Source organism: Schleiferilactobacillus perolens DSM 12744, from assembly GCF_001435585.1.
GTDB classification, from domain to species: domain Bacteria; phylum Bacillota; class Bacilli; order Lactobacillales; family Lactobacillaceae; genus Schleiferilactobacillus; species Schleiferilactobacillus perolens.
The window spans coordinates 512,957-528,970 of sequence record NZ_AZEC01000001.1 but is presented as its reverse complement, the minus strand read 5'-3'; the positions used below and the strand labels follow the sequence as shown (position 1 = coordinate 528,970).

Genomic DNA, 16,014 nt, shown 5'->3' with positions numbered 1-16,014 from the left:
TAGCGTTACCCATGCGATTATGGACATATGAAAATTGCAAATATATTGGTCTATGCCAATAAGAAGATTTAACCGTTTACTTGGAAGGCCCGACAAACTGATCGATTAGGCATGCCTAATTAAATACTTCCATAATCCAAAATTCAGCGTATAATATAGATGAAAGAAAAAATGAAAACCGAGAGGCGTGATCATTCGTGAGTGAAAACAATCCGAATCAACGGCATAAACTCATCGAGTATGCCAACGGTCCTTCGTTGGAGGAAATCAACGGGACTGTGAAAGTGCCAAAAGGCAAAGGGTTTTGGCGAACTCTTTTAGCCTATTCAGGCCCCGGCGCATTAGTCGCTGTGGGCTATATGGACCCAGGTAACTGGTCCACATCTATTACAGGTGGTCAGAATTTCCAATATCTATTGATGTCGGTTATTCTGATGTCGAGTTTAATTGCGATGTTGCTGCAATACATGGCCGCTAAACTCGGCATAGTCACCCGGATGGATTTAGCCCAAGCGATCCGGGCCCGAACGAGTAAAACGTTAGGAATTATTCTTTGGATCATGACCGAATTGGCCATCATGGCCACTGATATCGCGGAAGTTATCGGTGCTGCCATTGCGCTTTATCTGTTATTCCACATTCCGCTGGTCATTGCTGTATTTATCACCGTATTCGATGTATTGCTTTTATTGCTTTTGACCAGAATTGGTTTCCGCAAAATCGAAGCCATCGTGGTCTGTTTGATTCTTGTTATCTTATTTGTCTTTGTTTATGAAGTGGCTTTATCCGATCCAAACTGGGGTGACGTCATTGCTGGCTTCGTACCAAATGCGAAAACATTCGCCACTTCCCCGCAAGTTGGCGGTCAGACACCGTTAACTGGTGCCCTCGGAATTATTGGGGCCACCGTGATGCCTCATAATCTTTACTTACACAGTGCGATTTCGCAAACCCGCCAAATTGATCATAGCGATCCTGATGATGTGGCCGCAGCAGTCCGGTTTACTGCTTGGGACTCCAATATTCAATTAACAGCTGCATTCTTCGTCAATGCGTTACTGTTGATCATGGGAGTGGCAGTCTTCAAGACCGGTGCTGTCAGTGATCCTTCATTCTTCGGCTTGTTCCACGCATTATCTGATACCTCAAAATTAAGCAATCCATTGCTGATTAGTGTGGCCAAGTCCGGCGTGCTATCCGTCCTCTTCGCCGTCGCCTTGTTGGCATCCGGCCAAAACTCAACAATCACTGGTACCTTGACTGGTCAGGTCATCATGGAAGGTTTCATCCACATGCGTATGCCGCTGTGGGCTCGACGGTTAGTGACACGGTTGATCTCCGTCGTACCCGTCCTTGTTACTGTGGCGATTACAGCGCATCAAACGGATGTGCAGCAACATGTCGCGCTGAACAATTTGATGAACAATTCTCAGGTGTTCTTGGCTTTTGCCTTGCCTTTCTCCATGCTGCCGCTGTTGATGATGACGGATAGCCGGGTGGAAATGAGCGACCGATTCAAGAACAACGCCTGGCAAAAAGTACTCGGCTGGATTTCTGTCATTGGTCTAACCTTCTTAAACCTGCTGGGTCTGCCCGACTCCATCGCCGACTTCTTTGGTGCTAACGCTTCTGCTGGTGAAGTTCAAACTGCCCATATCATCGCCTACATACTGATTGCCGTGGTCATTGCCTTGTTGGCTTGGACCATCTCTGATCTGTACCGAGGCAATAAACGATACGCCGCCGTTCTTGCTGAAAAGGCAGCCGCCGCCAAGGCTAAAGAAGAAACATCTGCGAAGGGAGCACAGTGATCGATGGAAAATAACAAAATCACACATATTCTGGTTGGGGTGGACGATTCTGCCGATGCCCTCACCGCCTTTCAATATGCCATGCACCGGGCCAAGGAAGAGCAATGTAAATTAACGATTGTGTCGATCTTGGAAAATGATGATATGAATATCTTTCAAGCGTTGGACAAGGATTATGTCCATGGTCAACGAGCGGATCTGGAAAAGCATATTGAAAAATACCGGCAATTAGCTTTGGACGCTGGTATTAAGCAAGTCAACGCCGTAGTTGCCGAGGGTGATCCGGGCGACACCATCGTCCATGACGTGATTCCTGCGGTCGAACCAGACTTGTTAATTGTGGGTGCTAAATCTAAGCAAGGCATTAGTAAGCATTTCGGCAGCCAAGCCGCCTATATGGCGAAATACGCACCAATCTCTGTGCTGGTTGTCCGTTAACCCTCTCCTCCTTTAAGAGATACCGCAAAAACACGCTGATCGTATTGTGACCGATCAGCGTGTTTTTGTATGCATATCACTAACTTGTTAATCTGTCTCCTGCATCTTCTTGAATGGTTGAAACCAGTGCAACAAGCGGCCCATCAAACCAGAGTATAAGAAGGTAAACGCTAGCCCCCACAACAGTGCGACCCAGCCAAAAACTAGCGCGCTGGCCAGTAAAACAACAACATTGATGACCCGCAGCATCAAAGTTACATTGAACTGCGGCCGCTTCTTAGCCACAATCAGCGCAAAGACATCCAGTCCAGCTGTCGAAGCATTACTGGCGATGCAGCAATAATATCCAGCCCCAATAAATAAACTGGCAAGCAGCACATCGGCAATCGGATTTTGTGAAAGGTGAAATGGTGTCCAACTCCAGAAAGCAAAGAAGGCCATGTAAGCGACACTACTGACCATGGAACGGAAAAAGTTAGTACGCCCGAGAAACAACAACGCGAATCCCAGACAGCTCACTGTGATAATGTTGGTCCACCACACGACATTGACAGGGGTTAACCGGGCCAACACCATGCTCAAGGAGGTCACCCCGCCGCTGATGATGTTGCTGGGTACCATGAACTTGGCATAGCCGAATGCAATCAGCATATTCCCCAACAAAATCAGCAAGATCGGTCCCAATTGACGTTTGAATTGTGTTTGGCTCATTTTAAATCCACCTCAATCGTCACTGGGAAATGATCGGAAGCATATTTCCCGATGGGCGATAAGGTGGTATCTACCGCATAACTTTGCACATGAACACGGTCATTCACAAAAAAGTAATCCAACCGGTGGGCATCCTGACCGGGTAAATAGGTGGGCGGTTCACTGACTTGCCAAGTTCCAGGAGTGGGATCAGGCCGTTTGTCAGCGATCAGCGCCGCATCCTGCAGCGTTTGGACCATCGTGTGATATGCCTCATCTGTGGGCACCATGTTGAAATCCCCGGTGACGATGACTGGCATCGTTTTGATTTCGTTCGCAAACGTTGTGAGAATTTGGTTCACGCCGTATTCCCGCGCTGCCACCGAGATATGATCCAAATGGCAAGTGACCAAGATAAATTCTTGGCCGCCCTTTTTATCCCGTAATTTCGCCCATTGAAAAATTCGATATGTCGCCGCACCCGGATAAATGGATGGTTCATCTGGTGTTTCAGATACCCACGCATGGCCTTCCGTCAATGCATCGAACTGGGCCTTTTTGAAGAACAAGCCCGCTGCTTCTCCCTTATCCACCGTGTTTTCCCGCGGAATGGCAAAACTGCGATACCCAGCAATGGTTTGTAGGTCCGCATACTGCCATGGTTCCGCTTCTTCAACGGTCAATATATCTGGATCCAAGCGCTTGATGTTGGCCAAGACATGCCCCTTGCGTTGGGCCCAACGCCACTCGCCATCATCTGGCGTGTCCAGTCGAATATTATATGTTGTAATTTGCATTTTTCTACCTTCCTTCTCTGCAATATCCACGGACAGTATTGTAACGATAATCGTCAATGATTGCCAACGACTTAAAAGCAGTCATTAGTGATCCACATTCATATTTCCCTTTTTGGAAACCTGGTTTCTTATTTAAATAGTCTAAAATACTGGCGCACCACTGGTTTATTAGACTATAATTTGATCGACTTGTTTGACTAAATTTCCCCTAAGGCAACGAAAGGATAATACATATGCTTGAAACGCAACCAGAAACACAAGAAAAACTTTACGGAACTGTCCTATTAAAGGCCAAAGACATTATGGATTTTACCTTGGCACAAGAAAGTGCCCCCACGTTAATGGATATTAGTCGCGGCACCCGTATTGCCAAACCCACCGCCCTGAAGATTTTGCACACCCTCTGTGCCATCGGCTTCATGCGCCGGGATCCAGAAAATCGCCGCTTCTACTTGGGCACCCAACTCATCCCTTACGCCACAAAAGCCACCAGCAGTTTTGAAATTCGCGATGTGGCCTTCCCCGCCCTCGACAAATTACGCGCCGCCACTGGGGAGACCATCAACTTGGGCGCGCTCGCCGACAACGAAGTGATGCTGATCGAGAAGTTGGAAAGTCCCAATTCGATCAAGTTGAAGTCAGTTATCGGCGGCCGCATGCATCTCTACTCTTCCGCCATGGGAAAAGCGATTCTCGCCACTTTCTCACCCGACCAGCTCAATCAATACTTAGAACAGACTGACTTGTTGCCCATGACGCCCAACACCTTGACCAGCGTCAGTGCCCTCAAACGGAACATTCAAGAGATTCGCAATGTCGGCGTGGCCATCGATAATGAAGAAAACGAGCCGGAAGTCTTCTGTATTGGGACGACTATCTACAAGCACGATCGCTTATTCGGGGCCTTTAGTATTTCGGCTCCCAAGTATCGTGTCCCCCAATCTCATCAGGCAGAACTGATCCGGCAGTTGCTGAATACGAAGCATGAAATCGAGGATCTAATCTAACGCTTTGAAACAAGTTCTCCTTTAAAACTCACGGCGCTTATTGGCAGCCGGAATATTCAATTTATCCCGATACTTCACGACAGTCCTGCGGGATAATTTAATATGCTTTTGTTGTAAGGCCGCGACAATGGCGTTATCCGTCAACGGATGCTGCTTATCTTCCGCCTCAATCAGTGTCTGCACTGCACTTAAGAGAGCATCCTGGGAATAGCCCACCGCTGAGCGGTATGTGAAAAAGTGGCGTAATTCGTAGATATGTCGATTGAATTCTAAGTATTTGCCATTAATCGTGCGACTGATGGTTGATGGGCTCAGTTTCAGTTGTTCCGCAACTTCTTTGACCAGCAGTGGCACCAGCGGCTGTTCCGGGTCAACAAAGAAAGCGTGCTGACGGGCGACAATGGCTTGGGTCACCCTTAATAAGGTAACTTGCCGTTCCGTATATGCTGTCAGCAATGTCTGATAGGCTTTTTGCTGGACCGTCAAATAGTTTTGCAACTGGGCATCGTGTTCTCCGTAGCGGCTCAGTTCGGCCATATATTGGGTGTTAAAGGAAAGCCGTATTTGGGTGTCTTTCAATAACCCGACCTGGACAGTGCCGTGATCAGCTGCCACCTGCACTTCGGGAAAAGCAAAAGCGGTCGGCGTATCCGCAGTAAATTGGGCCCCTGGAGCTGGTGATAACGTGCGAATATAGTCTAAGACCGCCTGGACCTGGCTCGCGGTTAACCCGGTGGCACGCTGAATGAGGCCGTTTTTATTTTCTGCTAAAGCTGGCAAATGATGGTCAAGAATTTCCTCAGTTCCCACCGGGGCAGTGTCATCACGTTGGGCTTGCAATCGTAAAACTTCTTGTAATGAACGACCGCCCACGCCGGCGGGCTCCAGCTGCTGTAGTAAAGTCAATGCATCCGTGATCATCACCTGATTCACCCGGCAAGCCTTAGCAGCCGCAGCCAGCGTAATCGTCAAATAACCGTTATTGTCCAAATGGTAAATCAAGTATTGAACCAACGTCTTTAACGGCAAATCACGCATCGTTAACCCCACCTGAGTCAACAGGTAATCTTCTAGCGACTGATGCGTGGCGTTTTGATCCGCCAACCAGTCAATGGGATAACGGCTCGTGATTCCGCTTAAGCTGGGAACCTTCACTTTCAAAAAAGGATTGTCCAATACCGCCTGTTGCAGATCGTCTAGCAGATCCGTCAAGGGCATTGCCAGTATCTTCAGTTTTTGCTGGGCTTTTATCGATAAGCGTTGTTGGATCGTTTGTCTCGTCGTCTGTTCAATTGCCATGATGACCTCCAGTCCCTGTACATTTTAAGCAATTTCAGCCATAATGTCACCAAGTGCTAGTGCTCAGAAATTTAGCTAGTGCTTAAAGGAGCAGTTTGATGAAGGCCATTGATCGTGTTTACAAGATATTATCCACCCGTCATCGGGATGAAAAACTAACCACCCAACAAGTCGCGGCCGCCGTTGGATTGACCCGTGGTGTCGTCAGTTCCTATTTATCGCAATTAGCGAAAACTGGGAAGATCGCCAAAAGCGGCACCCGTCCGGTCTTTTGGGAAGTCAATGCCCCCGCCAGCGCGTTTGATGCCTTCATTGGCGCTCAGGGCAGTCTCCATGATGTGGTGGCCAGTTGCCGGGAAGCAATCGTCTATCCACCCCATGGCCTACCGATTCTGATCACAGGGCCCAGTGGTGTCGGCAAGAGCTTCTTGGCCCGAGTGATTTTTAATGAGGCTCAGCGCACCGGAATCATTCCCGCTGAGGGCCGCTTTGTCGTCTTGAATGCCGCCGATTACGCCAATAATCCAGAATTACTCTCTTCTGTTTTGTTTGGCTATAAAAAAGGCGCCTTTACCGGCGCCAATGCGGATTCCCCCGGGTTACTCGACAGGGCAGATAATGGGTATTTGTTCTTGGACGAAATCCACCGTTTACCGCCGGCTGCTCAGGAAAAATTGTTCTCTCTACTGGATTCAGGTGACTTTTACCCGCTGGGTGAAAATAAACAGGTCCATCATGTCAACGTCCGTTTCGTATTCGCCACCACGGAAGATACCACCAATGTACTTCTCAAAACATTTCTACGGCGGGTCCCGTTACAAGTCGCCCTGCCACCATTCATCGCGCGCACGCTCAATGAGCGCACCACCTTAGTGCTTAATGCGTTTAAAAACGAAGCCAAGCGCATCAACCGACCGGTGCAAATCACCCTGCCCACCTTGATCAATCTGGCCAACACGAATGCTCCAGGTAATGTCGGGATGATGGAAAATCGTGTCAAATTGTTATGTGCGGCGGCGTATGCCCAATCGGCCGATGATGCGAATCCGATTCTAGTGGGTCAAGACAACGGTTTGCATATCACCATCACCGCAGATACAGCATTACAACGACTCCAATTACTCCCCACCCAAATTACCCATATTTTTGCGCAATTAGCCACCCGTCTGGCGCAATCATTGCAGGATACCGACGATATTAACGAGCAAAACCTCGTTGTCCGCCAAACAATGCGGACACTCACAAACTTAACCGATGCGGCCCTCATTGATCCGCTCCAGCAGCAATTACAGACCGCCACAAAAACAGTCCTGCACAATCGTTATGGCATCCGGCCGCCCCAGGACAACAGTTTTTGGCGCCGGAATGCCGTCGCTTTGTATTGTGTGCAGATGGGAATTAATCAATCTGATAATACCGCATTTACCACACTGGCTAATTTAATTCAGACAAAATATCCGCGCAGTGCCTATCTCTTTTCCCAACTTATCCCCCAGATTGCGGAAGCCCATGCAGAGGCCATTTGGATCATGTTTCCCCTGCTCATGCAACCCGTGGTGAAAGACGTCGAAAGCATTCCGTATAACGGTATTCTTTTAGCCCATGGCGAAAGCACCGCCGCCAGTATTCAGTCCGTGGTGAATAATCTATGTGGCAACTATTTGTTTGAATCCTTCGACATGCCCATTGATGTATCGATTCATGAAATCAATCAGCGTGTCCAAAATTATCTGGCCACGCAGCGCGCCGGTAAATCCGGCACATTTGTCTTGTTTGACATGGGTTCTTTGAATCAAATGTTTAGCGAAATCAAGAAGACACAGGATCAAAAACTGCTAGTCATCAACAATCTCACCACTGCCATGGCCCTGGACGTCGGTTTACGCATGCAGCGCAAGGACAGTTTCACCACGATTGCCCAGGCTAGCCACCGGTATGGTGAAACCACCGGCACCCAATACTTCGAGGGGTTATCCGACCAGAAAAATATTATTGTGTCTTGTATGTCCGGCGTCGGCTTATCTGAAGAAATCCGGCGGATGATGCGCAACACCTTGTCTGGTAAGGAACAGATTATCACGATGGACTACAAGGACTTGCGCTCAACCTTGGACAATCATGACCAGCGTTTCTTCGACAAGACCCAATTTGTCCTCACCACCACTGACATCACCACAGATCTCGACATTGCCATCGTCAACATCTACGACATTATGGAAAACCAAGGGTTCCATCACCTCGTTCGCTTATTGACAGATGCTGGCGAACAGCCTGCCAATTGCCAGCACTTCATGGATCAGCTCTTGAAGTTCTTCAGTATCGAAGGCATTCGCGATCGCTTGCAGTTCTTGAATCCGGATGTGGTCATTAATGAAGTCGAAAAAATCACCACCAGTTATCAAGACTACTACGGCATCGAATTAGCTGGGAAAGTACGCCTCAATCTATATATGCATCTCGCCCTCATGATTGAACGAATGCTGCTGGCATCCCAAAGAGCAGACAAGGCATCCGCGATCAAAATTGACACCGATCAGGAACGAGAATTTTTCTCGGTATCGCACACCATTTTCCATGGCATTGAAGTGAAATACAACTTCAAGGTAGCCGACTACGAGATATCGTTGATGTATCAACTGTTATCCCCTTATATTTGATCCATCTTAGTGCTTAAGATCATTTAAGCACTATTTATTTTGCCTATTTTCTTAGCTTACCATCAAGGTTGGCACACTTATTGCTACATAGGAGAGTGAGAACAATAAAGGGATTGGAAGTGGAAACAGATGAAGCGATTCATCGTGGCTTCTCATGGCGAGTTAGCAAAGGGTATCCAAAGTACAATTGAACTTTTTGCCGGTCATGAATTGCCCATTACTTACATTACGGCATATACCAAGGCAGACAGCGATTTGGATGACCAATTAAAAAAGGCGTTAGCGCCAGTTACGCCAGCGGATCAGGTCATTATTTTCACCGACCTGATGGGCGGCAGTGTCAATCAAAAATTGACGTTGGCGGCTGCACCATACAAGAACATCTTTATCATTGCCGGCTTCAACTTACCCGTGATTCTGGAAGCGGTGCTCTCCGCCGATCCAGTTGATCAAAAATATATTACGACCCTGATCGATAAGGGTCGCTCTGGTTTGCAACAAGTCTCATTACCCAGCAAACCCATTGATAGTAATAATGACGATTTTTTGAACTAACCCGCAGTGCTGCTTAAGCGGCATGCACAATTCAAGGAGGAAATTAATATGATTCAAGCATTACGTGTCGACGAACGATTAATTCACGGTCAAATTGCAATGGTATGGTCTCGGGAACTGAATCTGGACGGTATTGTGGTGGCCAATGACGCCGCCGCCGAGAATGAAGCTCAACAAATGGCGCTTAAAATGGCCGTCCCCAATGGGATTAAAGTCATCGTGAAGTCGATTGATGGTGCCATCGAGTTACTGCAAGATCCCCGGGCCGATAAGATGAAACTCTTTGTACTGGTGCGGACAGTTGCTGATGCCGAGAAGTTGGCAGAAGCCCTCCCGGCACCCAAGATCAAGTACGTGAACATTGGCAACGTGGGCAAAGCATCAGAAGAGGAAAAAACAACTTTGACCCAGTTCGTCATGTTGACCCAGTCCGAAATCGCGGCATTAAAGAAATTAGTCGCGCTTTACCCAGAAACTGCCTTACAAAATCTGCCCAGCGACAAAAAAGAGCTGGCCAGCCGCTTTATCACTGAAAAGAACCTGTAATCGAAAGGATGAACTGTCATGTATGAAGCATTTGCTGTCGCCATTGTGGTGTTTCTCACAGTTGGCGGCCAGGAATTACTTGGTTTCACTATGCTCGGCCGCCCCATCGTCATCGGTCCGCTCATCGGAATTCTTTTGGGCGATGTGAAGACTGGCCTGTTGGTCGGTGCCTCCTTGGAAACAATCTTCATGGGGATCGTCAATATTGGCGGTGCCTCAGCCGCTGAACCCGGCTTAGCCAGCGCACTGGCAGTGGCTTTTGCCATTAAGCTGCACGGTGGCCTAGGGGTCGCTTTACCCCTGGCGATTCCGCTCGGCATCATCGGGTTACAGATCAAAACCTTGCTGTATGTGGCTGTTGTCGGCCCCTTTGCCAGTCGCTTTGACAGTCTGGCCGCTGCTGGCAAGCAAAAGCAGATCGTCCGTTTGCACTTTGGCCTGTGGGGTTTGCAATGGTTCTTATATGCCTTAATTCCATTCTTTGCCATGTTGGTCGGCTCAGGCGCCACCCAGGCTGTCCTCAAACTAATTCCGAATGTTATTGTCCATGGATTGACCGTCGCTGGTAATGTCTTACCAGCCGTGGGGATGGCGATGCTGATGAAGATCCTGTGGGATAAGAATATCTCGGTATTTTACTTCTTAGGCTTCTTGATCGTCGCTTACTTCAAGATTCCCCTGATTGCCGTCGCTGTGATGGGCTTCATCATCGCCATCCTAATTGCACAACGGGATATGCAAGTCCACACTTTGGAACAAAAAATGTCCACCGTGGCTGCAGCACCCAGTACGAGTAAACCGGTGTCCAAAGATGAACAAGAAAACGACGCATTCTTTGATTAGAAGGAGAAATAAAGCATGTCAAAAATTACAAGTAAACTAGACGCTGCTGAAAAGAAAATCTTGCGCCAAATTTACTGGCGGTCATTCACACTATATTCTGCCGTGACACCTGCTAAACAAGGCGCCTCTGGTTTCGAATATTCCATGCTGCCAGTGATCAACCACTTCTACAAAGGCCACGATGATGCTAAAAAAGCAGCAATGGTCCGCCAGATGTCTTATTTCAATACAAACTTAGCCATGGCCCCTTTCATCATGGGGGTTACCGCCTCCATGGAGAAGCAAAACGCCAAAAGTAAAGATTTCAACGTGGAATCCATTAACGCGATCAAGACCAGTTTAATGGGTCCGTTAGCCGGTATCGGTGATTCACTCTTCTGGGGTGTGTTACGGGTAATTGCAGCTGGGATCGCCGTGAGTCTTGCTGAAAGTGGCAACTTATTGGCCCCCATTATCTTCCTCTTGCTATTTAATATCCCCGTACAATTGGTTCGCTGGTATGGCGGTCAATTGGGGTATACCCTGGGTTCCACTTACATCGAGGACCTCTACAAAAAAGATCTGATCAACATCATGACCAAGGCAGCCAGCATTGTTGGGCTGATGATGGTCGGTGCAATGACCAGCAGTATGGTGAAATTCAGCATCAAGTGGAACATGGTGTTGGGTGGTAAGACCATTCTCAAGACGCAAAGTATGCTAGACCAAATCTTCATTGGGCTGTTGCCTTTAGCAATCACTTTGCTGTGCTTTTACTTACTGAAGAAGAAGAACGTTTCACTCAACTGGCTGATCCTTGGCGCCATTGTGATTTCTGTGGGCCTGGCTTTAGTCGGTATCGTTTAAAAGGAGGCTGTAAGCGATGAACTGGTGGCAAAAGGCAGTCATTTACCAAATCTACCCGAAAAGTTTCATGGATAGTAATGGCGATGGCATCGGTGACTTACCTGGGATTGAGCAAAAGCTCGACTACTTAAAAGCACTGGGGGTCGACGCACTATGGTTGAGCCCCATCTATCTTTCTCCGCAAGTGGATAATGGCTATGACATCACAGATTATCGGCAGGTTGATCCTCGTTTTGGCACCAATGCCGATCTTGCTCACCTGATTCACGCCAGCCATCAGCATGGGTTAAAGATCATCATGGATATGGTGGCTAATCATACGTCTGACCAGTCCCCTTGGTTTCAAGAAAGCCGCCGCAGTCGTGACAACTACTTCAGTGATTTCTATATCTGGCGGGATCCCAAACCCAATGGTGATCCCCCGACCAACTGGGGCTCTAATTTTGGCGGCTCCGCTTGGGAGTATGTTCCCAGTCGCAAACAATATTACCTGCATTATTACGCCAAAGAACAGCCAGACTTAAACTGGGAAAATCCACTGGTACGGCAAGCAATTTATGACATGATGCGCTACTGGAAAGCCCATGGTGTAGATGGCTGGCGGATGGACGTCATTACATCAATTTCCAAAGACCAGCGTTTCCTGGATTATCCGAATCCGCAACACTTGCCGGTGGTCATGGGCAATCAAAATGATGGTCCCCGAATGCATGAATTTATTCACGAAATGCACAATGAAGTATTGGCCCCCTTTGCAATGGTCAGTGTCGGTGAGTCTCCTTCTGCGAAAAGCACGGATGCGCGCTTGTTGGTAGATCCGCAACGGGAAGAATTGGATATGATCTTCACCTTTGAGCACATGCATGTGGATCGCCAACCCGGTAACGTGAACGGTCGCTGGGCGATTCAGCCGATGGATGTAGTCCAGCTGAAACGGATCTTGGCGAACTGGCAAGACGCTTTGCGCGATCATGGCTGGAATGCGTTGTATTTTGAAAATCACGACCGCGCCCGCACACCCTCCCGTTGGGGGAATGACACCACCTATCGGTACGAAAGTGCCACTGCCTTCGCCACCGTTTTGCACGGTCTGCAAGGGACGCCTTTCATATATCAAGGGGAAGAGATCGGCATGACCAATCCCCGATTTGAATTGGCCGACTATGAAGATATCGAATTGAAGACGAACTACGAAAAACTGGTGGCGCAACAAAAGACCATCAGCAGTGCGGACTTCTTAAAGGCCGCCCGAAAAATTAGTCGGGACAACGCCCGAACACCGATGCAATGGGACGGGACTAAAAATGCCGGATTTACCAAGGGTGATCCGTGGTTCAAATTGAACCCCAATTATCCTTCTGTCAATGTCTCGGCTGATCGGCAAGCGCAGAAATCAGTCTTCAAATATTACCAGCGTTTGATTCAATTACGCCATCAAGAAGATATCTTGACTTCGGGTCAGTTCGAATTGTTACTGCCGGATGATCCCCACTTGTTTGTTTACCGCCGCACCTTGGGTGACAAGCAATGGCTGGTGCTCGCCAATTTGTCCGAGGAGACGCAAACAGTCCCCGATATGCCTGCATCTGGCCGCATCATTCTCGACAACTACTTGGCCCAACATGGTGATCCCCTCCATGAATTACAGCCCTATGAGGCTGCCATTGTTGCAGTGGATCAACCGTCCTAACAGATCTCCTAGTCAATAAAAAGCACCGCCATTTTTTCGAATGGCGGTGCTTTTATCTGTGCCACGTCCGCGAAGAGGGGCTGACGTGCACATTTTCTTCAGGATCGTCGCATTGTTCCGGTCAGTACCCTAAATCGTCTTGTTGGTTTCCGATTCTGCCTCTTACAGCGATTTTTTAATATTGCTGTGACCATAGATCTGCTGCATCGCCGCTTCCAACCGGTCGGCTCCGCCCTCTTCACACAAAAATCCCCAGACCAGTCAGTTTCTTCACTGCTAGCCTGGGGATTTCAATGGTATTTAGTTAACGGTCATATTTGGTCATTTGCCCAACCCCTGCTCACCAGTGGTTGGGGAGAAACACGATTACTGGATATCGATGTTGTGACTAGCATCTTCCTTACCGTTCAATTTCGGCAAAGTCACTGTCAGTACACCCTTGTCGTAGTTTGCCTGGATGCCGTTGACATCCACATTCGGCAATTGATAGCTGCGGCTCATGGCGCCATAGCTGCGTTCGGACATCAATACATTGCCATCCTTATCAGCATGGTCGGATACATTCTTCTTGACCACATTGATACTCAAAACGTTGTCGTGATAGTTCAATTTGATATCGTTCTTATCCACACCAGGAATATCGACCCGGGTGATGTAACTGTCGTTGGTTTCTTTCACATCAGTACGTAAGCCGTTAACTGCCGTGGTGTTTACTAACGGATTGAACCAATCCATCCAGTTAGAAACAGGACCGCAGAAACGTTGAGACAGATTATCGAAGAACGGATCACCATTCATCAAGTCATTATTGTTTCGACGAGTCATCATATCATTCATTGCCATAACAGAAAACTTCCTTTCGCAAAAATACTTCAGTGGCGGAATCAGGATCTTGATCCTTTTCCCTCCGACCAACTATTATAGTAGCAGCAATTAGCACTCGTGTCAATAGTCTGCTAATATTGGTTTCGATTTTTTTGCGGCCTTACAGCTACTTGAATTGCAGCGCATAGAGCTGGGCATAGCGACCATTCTTATACAATAATTCCTGATGGGTACCGCGTTCAACGATCTTGCCATCCTCCACCACGAGAATTTCTGAAGCATGCTGAATCGTCGATAACCGATGGGCAATAACCAAACTGGTTCGGTTGGTCATTAATCGATCGAAGGACGTTTGAATGAATCGTTCTGTCTCATTGTCCAACGCCGCTGTGGCCTCATCCAAGACCACAATGGGCGCATCCTGGAGAAAAATCCGGGCAATGGCAATCCGCTGCTTCTGCCCGCCAGACAGCCGGACCCCACGTTCACCCACGCGGGTGTTCAACCCATCCGGCAACGACCGGACAAAATCGGCGATATTGGCCGCTTCTGCCGCCGCCCACACGGCGTCATCCGTGACCGTCCCCAGACCGTAGGCAATATTATCGCGAATGGACGTATCCAGTAACAACACGTCTTGCGTCACGACGCCGATTTGCCGGCGCAAATCCCGAGCACGGACCTGCCGGATATCAATCCCGTCAAACGTAATTTGGCCCGCCGTCACATCATAGAACCGGTCCAGCAGCTTCGTAATCGTTGTCTTGCCAGCCCCAGATGAGCCGACTAAGGCGACAGTTTCTCCTTTCGGCAAGTCAAAAGACACATCTTGAATCACTGGCAAACCATTGCCATAATGGAAATCCACATGATCGAACTGAACTGCCTCGTGGAAAGTCGGCAACGGTTGCGGATCGGGCACATCCACGACTTGGGGTGCCTGCGCCAATAAATTTTCGATCCGTTCATAGGACACGACAGCCTGCTGGAAGCGATCGATCAAGTTAGTGAGCGAGCGTACCGGTGCCTGTAGAATTGTTAAATAGGAAAGGTAGGCCACAATGCCCCCGACGGTAAAACTGTTTCCCATCACCTGATACGCACCCACCCCGATAATCAAGGCTGTGCCCAAATAATCCACAAAATCAATGACCGGTGAGAATTCCGCAAAATACGTCGTGGCCGCCAATTGATTCTTGCGGTTGTCTTCATTCACCTTGGCAAAAGTGGCTGCCGTTTGATCCTCTGTGGCCATACTCTTAATCAAAAGAATCGACGCCAGACTTTCTTGAATCTGGTTGTTCATCGTCCCCGTGGACTGTCGCACCCGTCGCCATGCCCCATGAATCAGGCGGGAGAAAAACAGGTTGACAATGAATAGGATGGGAAAGGTCAACACGATCAAGCCGGTCAGCACTGGATTTTGAATCAGCATAATCACGAGCACCACCACGGCGGTGAGAATGCTGCCAAACAGCCCCAAGGCATTGGGTGACAGCAGACCTTGCAACGCGTTCACATCGCTGGTCAATACGACCATCAAATCACCAGTTTTGCTTGTTTCAAAAAACGCGAAATCTTGATTCAGAGCGTGGCCAAACAATGTATTGCGCAGGCGGGCCACTGCACTCTGGGACACCCGCGCCAGCAAGTAATTACTGCCAGCCGACAGTAGCCCTGTGACTGCCGTTAACACCAGCAGTGCCCCCACGCTCAAAGCCAATGTTCCTACTTCTTTTTTCGGGATAACTTGGTCAATCACACTTTGCGTAATGCGCGGGATCGCATACTGAATGGCAGCTGTCCCCACCAACATCACCATCACGGCAATTAAATAACGTTTGGCATCCGCCAATTGCCGAGCAAAAAAGCGAATCATTCGCCACACTGTACTTTTGAACATGTCTCCACCTACCCTTCCAGGTCATTATATCGGGAAACGCCAAAACGACGGTCAAATATGCTTTCCACGGCTTTTCAACAAGCAAAACATATTTTCTGTAAGTGGAA

14 protein-coding genes are annotated in these 16,014 nt (G+C 48.4%); 9 read left to right on the top strand and 5 right to left on the bottom strand.

Annotation, left to right across the window (positions count from 1 at the left end):
• The first annotated feature begins 197 nt into the window (after positions 1-197).
• Both FD09_RS02165 and FD09_RS02160 read left to right on the top strand, forming a co-directional pair.
• The gene (locus tag FD09_RS02165; RefSeq protein WP_057817798.1) at positions 198-1,811 is read left to right on the top strand and encodes an Nramp family divalent metal transporter; all 1,614 of its coding nucleotides are present in this window, start codon (positions 198-200) and stop codon (positions 1,809-1,811) included.
• Positions 1,812-1,814: 3 nt separating this feature from the next.
• Positions 1,815-2,249 (top strand): universal stress protein, encoded by a 435-nt coding sequence (locus FD09_RS02160; protein WP_057817796.1) that lies wholly within the window; start codon positions 1,815-1,817, stop codon positions 2,247-2,249.
• A gap of 87 nt (positions 2,250-2,336) precedes the next feature.
• On the opposite strand, the gene FD09_RS02155 is transcribed toward FD09_RS02160, so the two are convergent.
• On the bottom strand, positions 2,337-2,960 hold the full coding sequence (locus FD09_RS02155) for a YitT family protein (RefSeq protein ID WP_057817794.1): 624 nt from the start codon (positions 2,958-2,960) through the stop codon (positions 2,337-2,339).
• Positions 2,957-3,736 (bottom strand): endonuclease/exonuclease/phosphatase family protein, encoded by a 780-nt coding sequence (locus tag FD09_RS02150; RefSeq protein ID WP_057817792.1) that lies wholly within the window; start codon positions 3,734-3,736, stop codon positions 2,957-2,959. The genes FD09_RS02155 and FD09_RS02150 overlap by 4 nt, the downstream gene beginning before the upstream one ends.
• A gap of 233 nt (positions 3,737-3,969) precedes the next feature.
• Between FD09_RS02150 and FD09_RS02145 the strand changes: the two genes are divergently transcribed.
• Positions 3,970-4,743: an IclR family transcriptional regulator gene (locus FD09_RS02145; RefSeq protein ID WP_057817790.1), complete on the top strand. Its 774-nt coding sequence runs from the start codon at positions 3,970-3,972 to the stop codon at positions 4,741-4,743.
• 21 nt (positions 4,744-4,764) lie between these two features.
• Here FD09_RS02145 and rpoN read toward each other — a convergent pair whose 3' ends face one another.
• Positions 4,765-6,042: an RNA polymerase factor sigma-54 gene (gene rpoN / locus FD09_RS02140; protein ID WP_057817788.1), complete on the bottom strand. Its 1,278-nt coding sequence runs from the start codon at positions 6,040-6,042 to the stop codon at positions 4,765-4,767.
• A gap of 98 nt (positions 6,043-6,140) precedes the next feature.
• Here rpoN and FD09_RS02135 point away from each other — a divergent pair, with 98 nt between their 5' ends.
• From FD09_RS02135 to FD09_RS02110, 6 genes are all read left to right on the top strand, one after another.
• Positions 6,141-8,699: a sigma 54-interacting transcriptional regulator gene (locus tag FD09_RS02135; protein ID WP_057817786.1), complete on the top strand. Its 2,559-nt coding sequence runs from the start codon at positions 6,141-6,143 to the stop codon at positions 8,697-8,699.
• Positions 8,700-8,828: 129 nt separating this feature from the next.
• Positions 8,829-9,254, top strand: a complete 426-nt coding sequence (locus FD09_RS02130; protein WP_057817784.1) for a PTS sugar transporter subunit IIA — start codon at positions 8,829-8,831, stop codon at positions 9,252-9,254.
• 48 nt (positions 9,255-9,302) lie between these two features.
• Positions 9,303-9,800: a PTS sugar transporter subunit IIB gene (locus tag FD09_RS02125; RefSeq protein WP_057817782.1), complete on the top strand. Its 498-nt coding sequence runs from the start codon at positions 9,303-9,305 to the stop codon at positions 9,798-9,800.
• A gap of 18 nt (positions 9,801-9,818) precedes the next feature.
• Positions 9,819-10,643, top strand: a complete 825-nt coding sequence (locus tag FD09_RS02120) for a PTS mannose/fructose/sorbose/N-acetylgalactosamine transporter subunit IIC (protein ID WP_057817780.1) — start codon at positions 9,819-9,821, stop codon at positions 10,641-10,643.
• A gap of 15 nt (positions 10,644-10,658) precedes the next feature.
• On the top strand, positions 10,659-11,489 hold the full coding sequence (locus tag FD09_RS02115; RefSeq protein WP_057817779.1) for a PTS system mannose/fructose/sorbose family transporter subunit IID: 831 nt from the start codon (positions 10,659-10,661) through the stop codon (positions 11,487-11,489).
• 16 nt (positions 11,490-11,505) lie between these two features.
• Entirely contained in the window at positions 11,506-13,179 is a 1,674-nt protein-coding gene (locus FD09_RS02110; RefSeq protein ID WP_057817778.1) for an alpha-glucosidase, read from the top strand.
• A 366-nt stretch (positions 13,180-13,545) separates the two neighbouring features.
• On the opposite strand, the gene FD09_RS02105 is transcribed toward FD09_RS02110, so the two are convergent.
• Positions 13,546-14,016 (bottom strand): Hsp20/alpha crystallin family protein, encoded by a 471-nt coding sequence (locus tag FD09_RS02105; protein ID WP_057817878.1) that lies wholly within the window; start codon positions 14,014-14,016, stop codon positions 13,546-13,548.
• A gap of 154 nt (positions 14,017-14,170) precedes the next feature.
• On the bottom strand, positions 14,171-15,907 hold the full coding sequence (locus FD09_RS02100; RefSeq protein ID WP_057817777.1) for an ABC transporter ATP-binding protein: 1,737 nt from the start codon (positions 15,905-15,907) through the stop codon (positions 14,171-14,173).
• Positions 15,908-16,014: the final 107 nt, after the last annotated feature.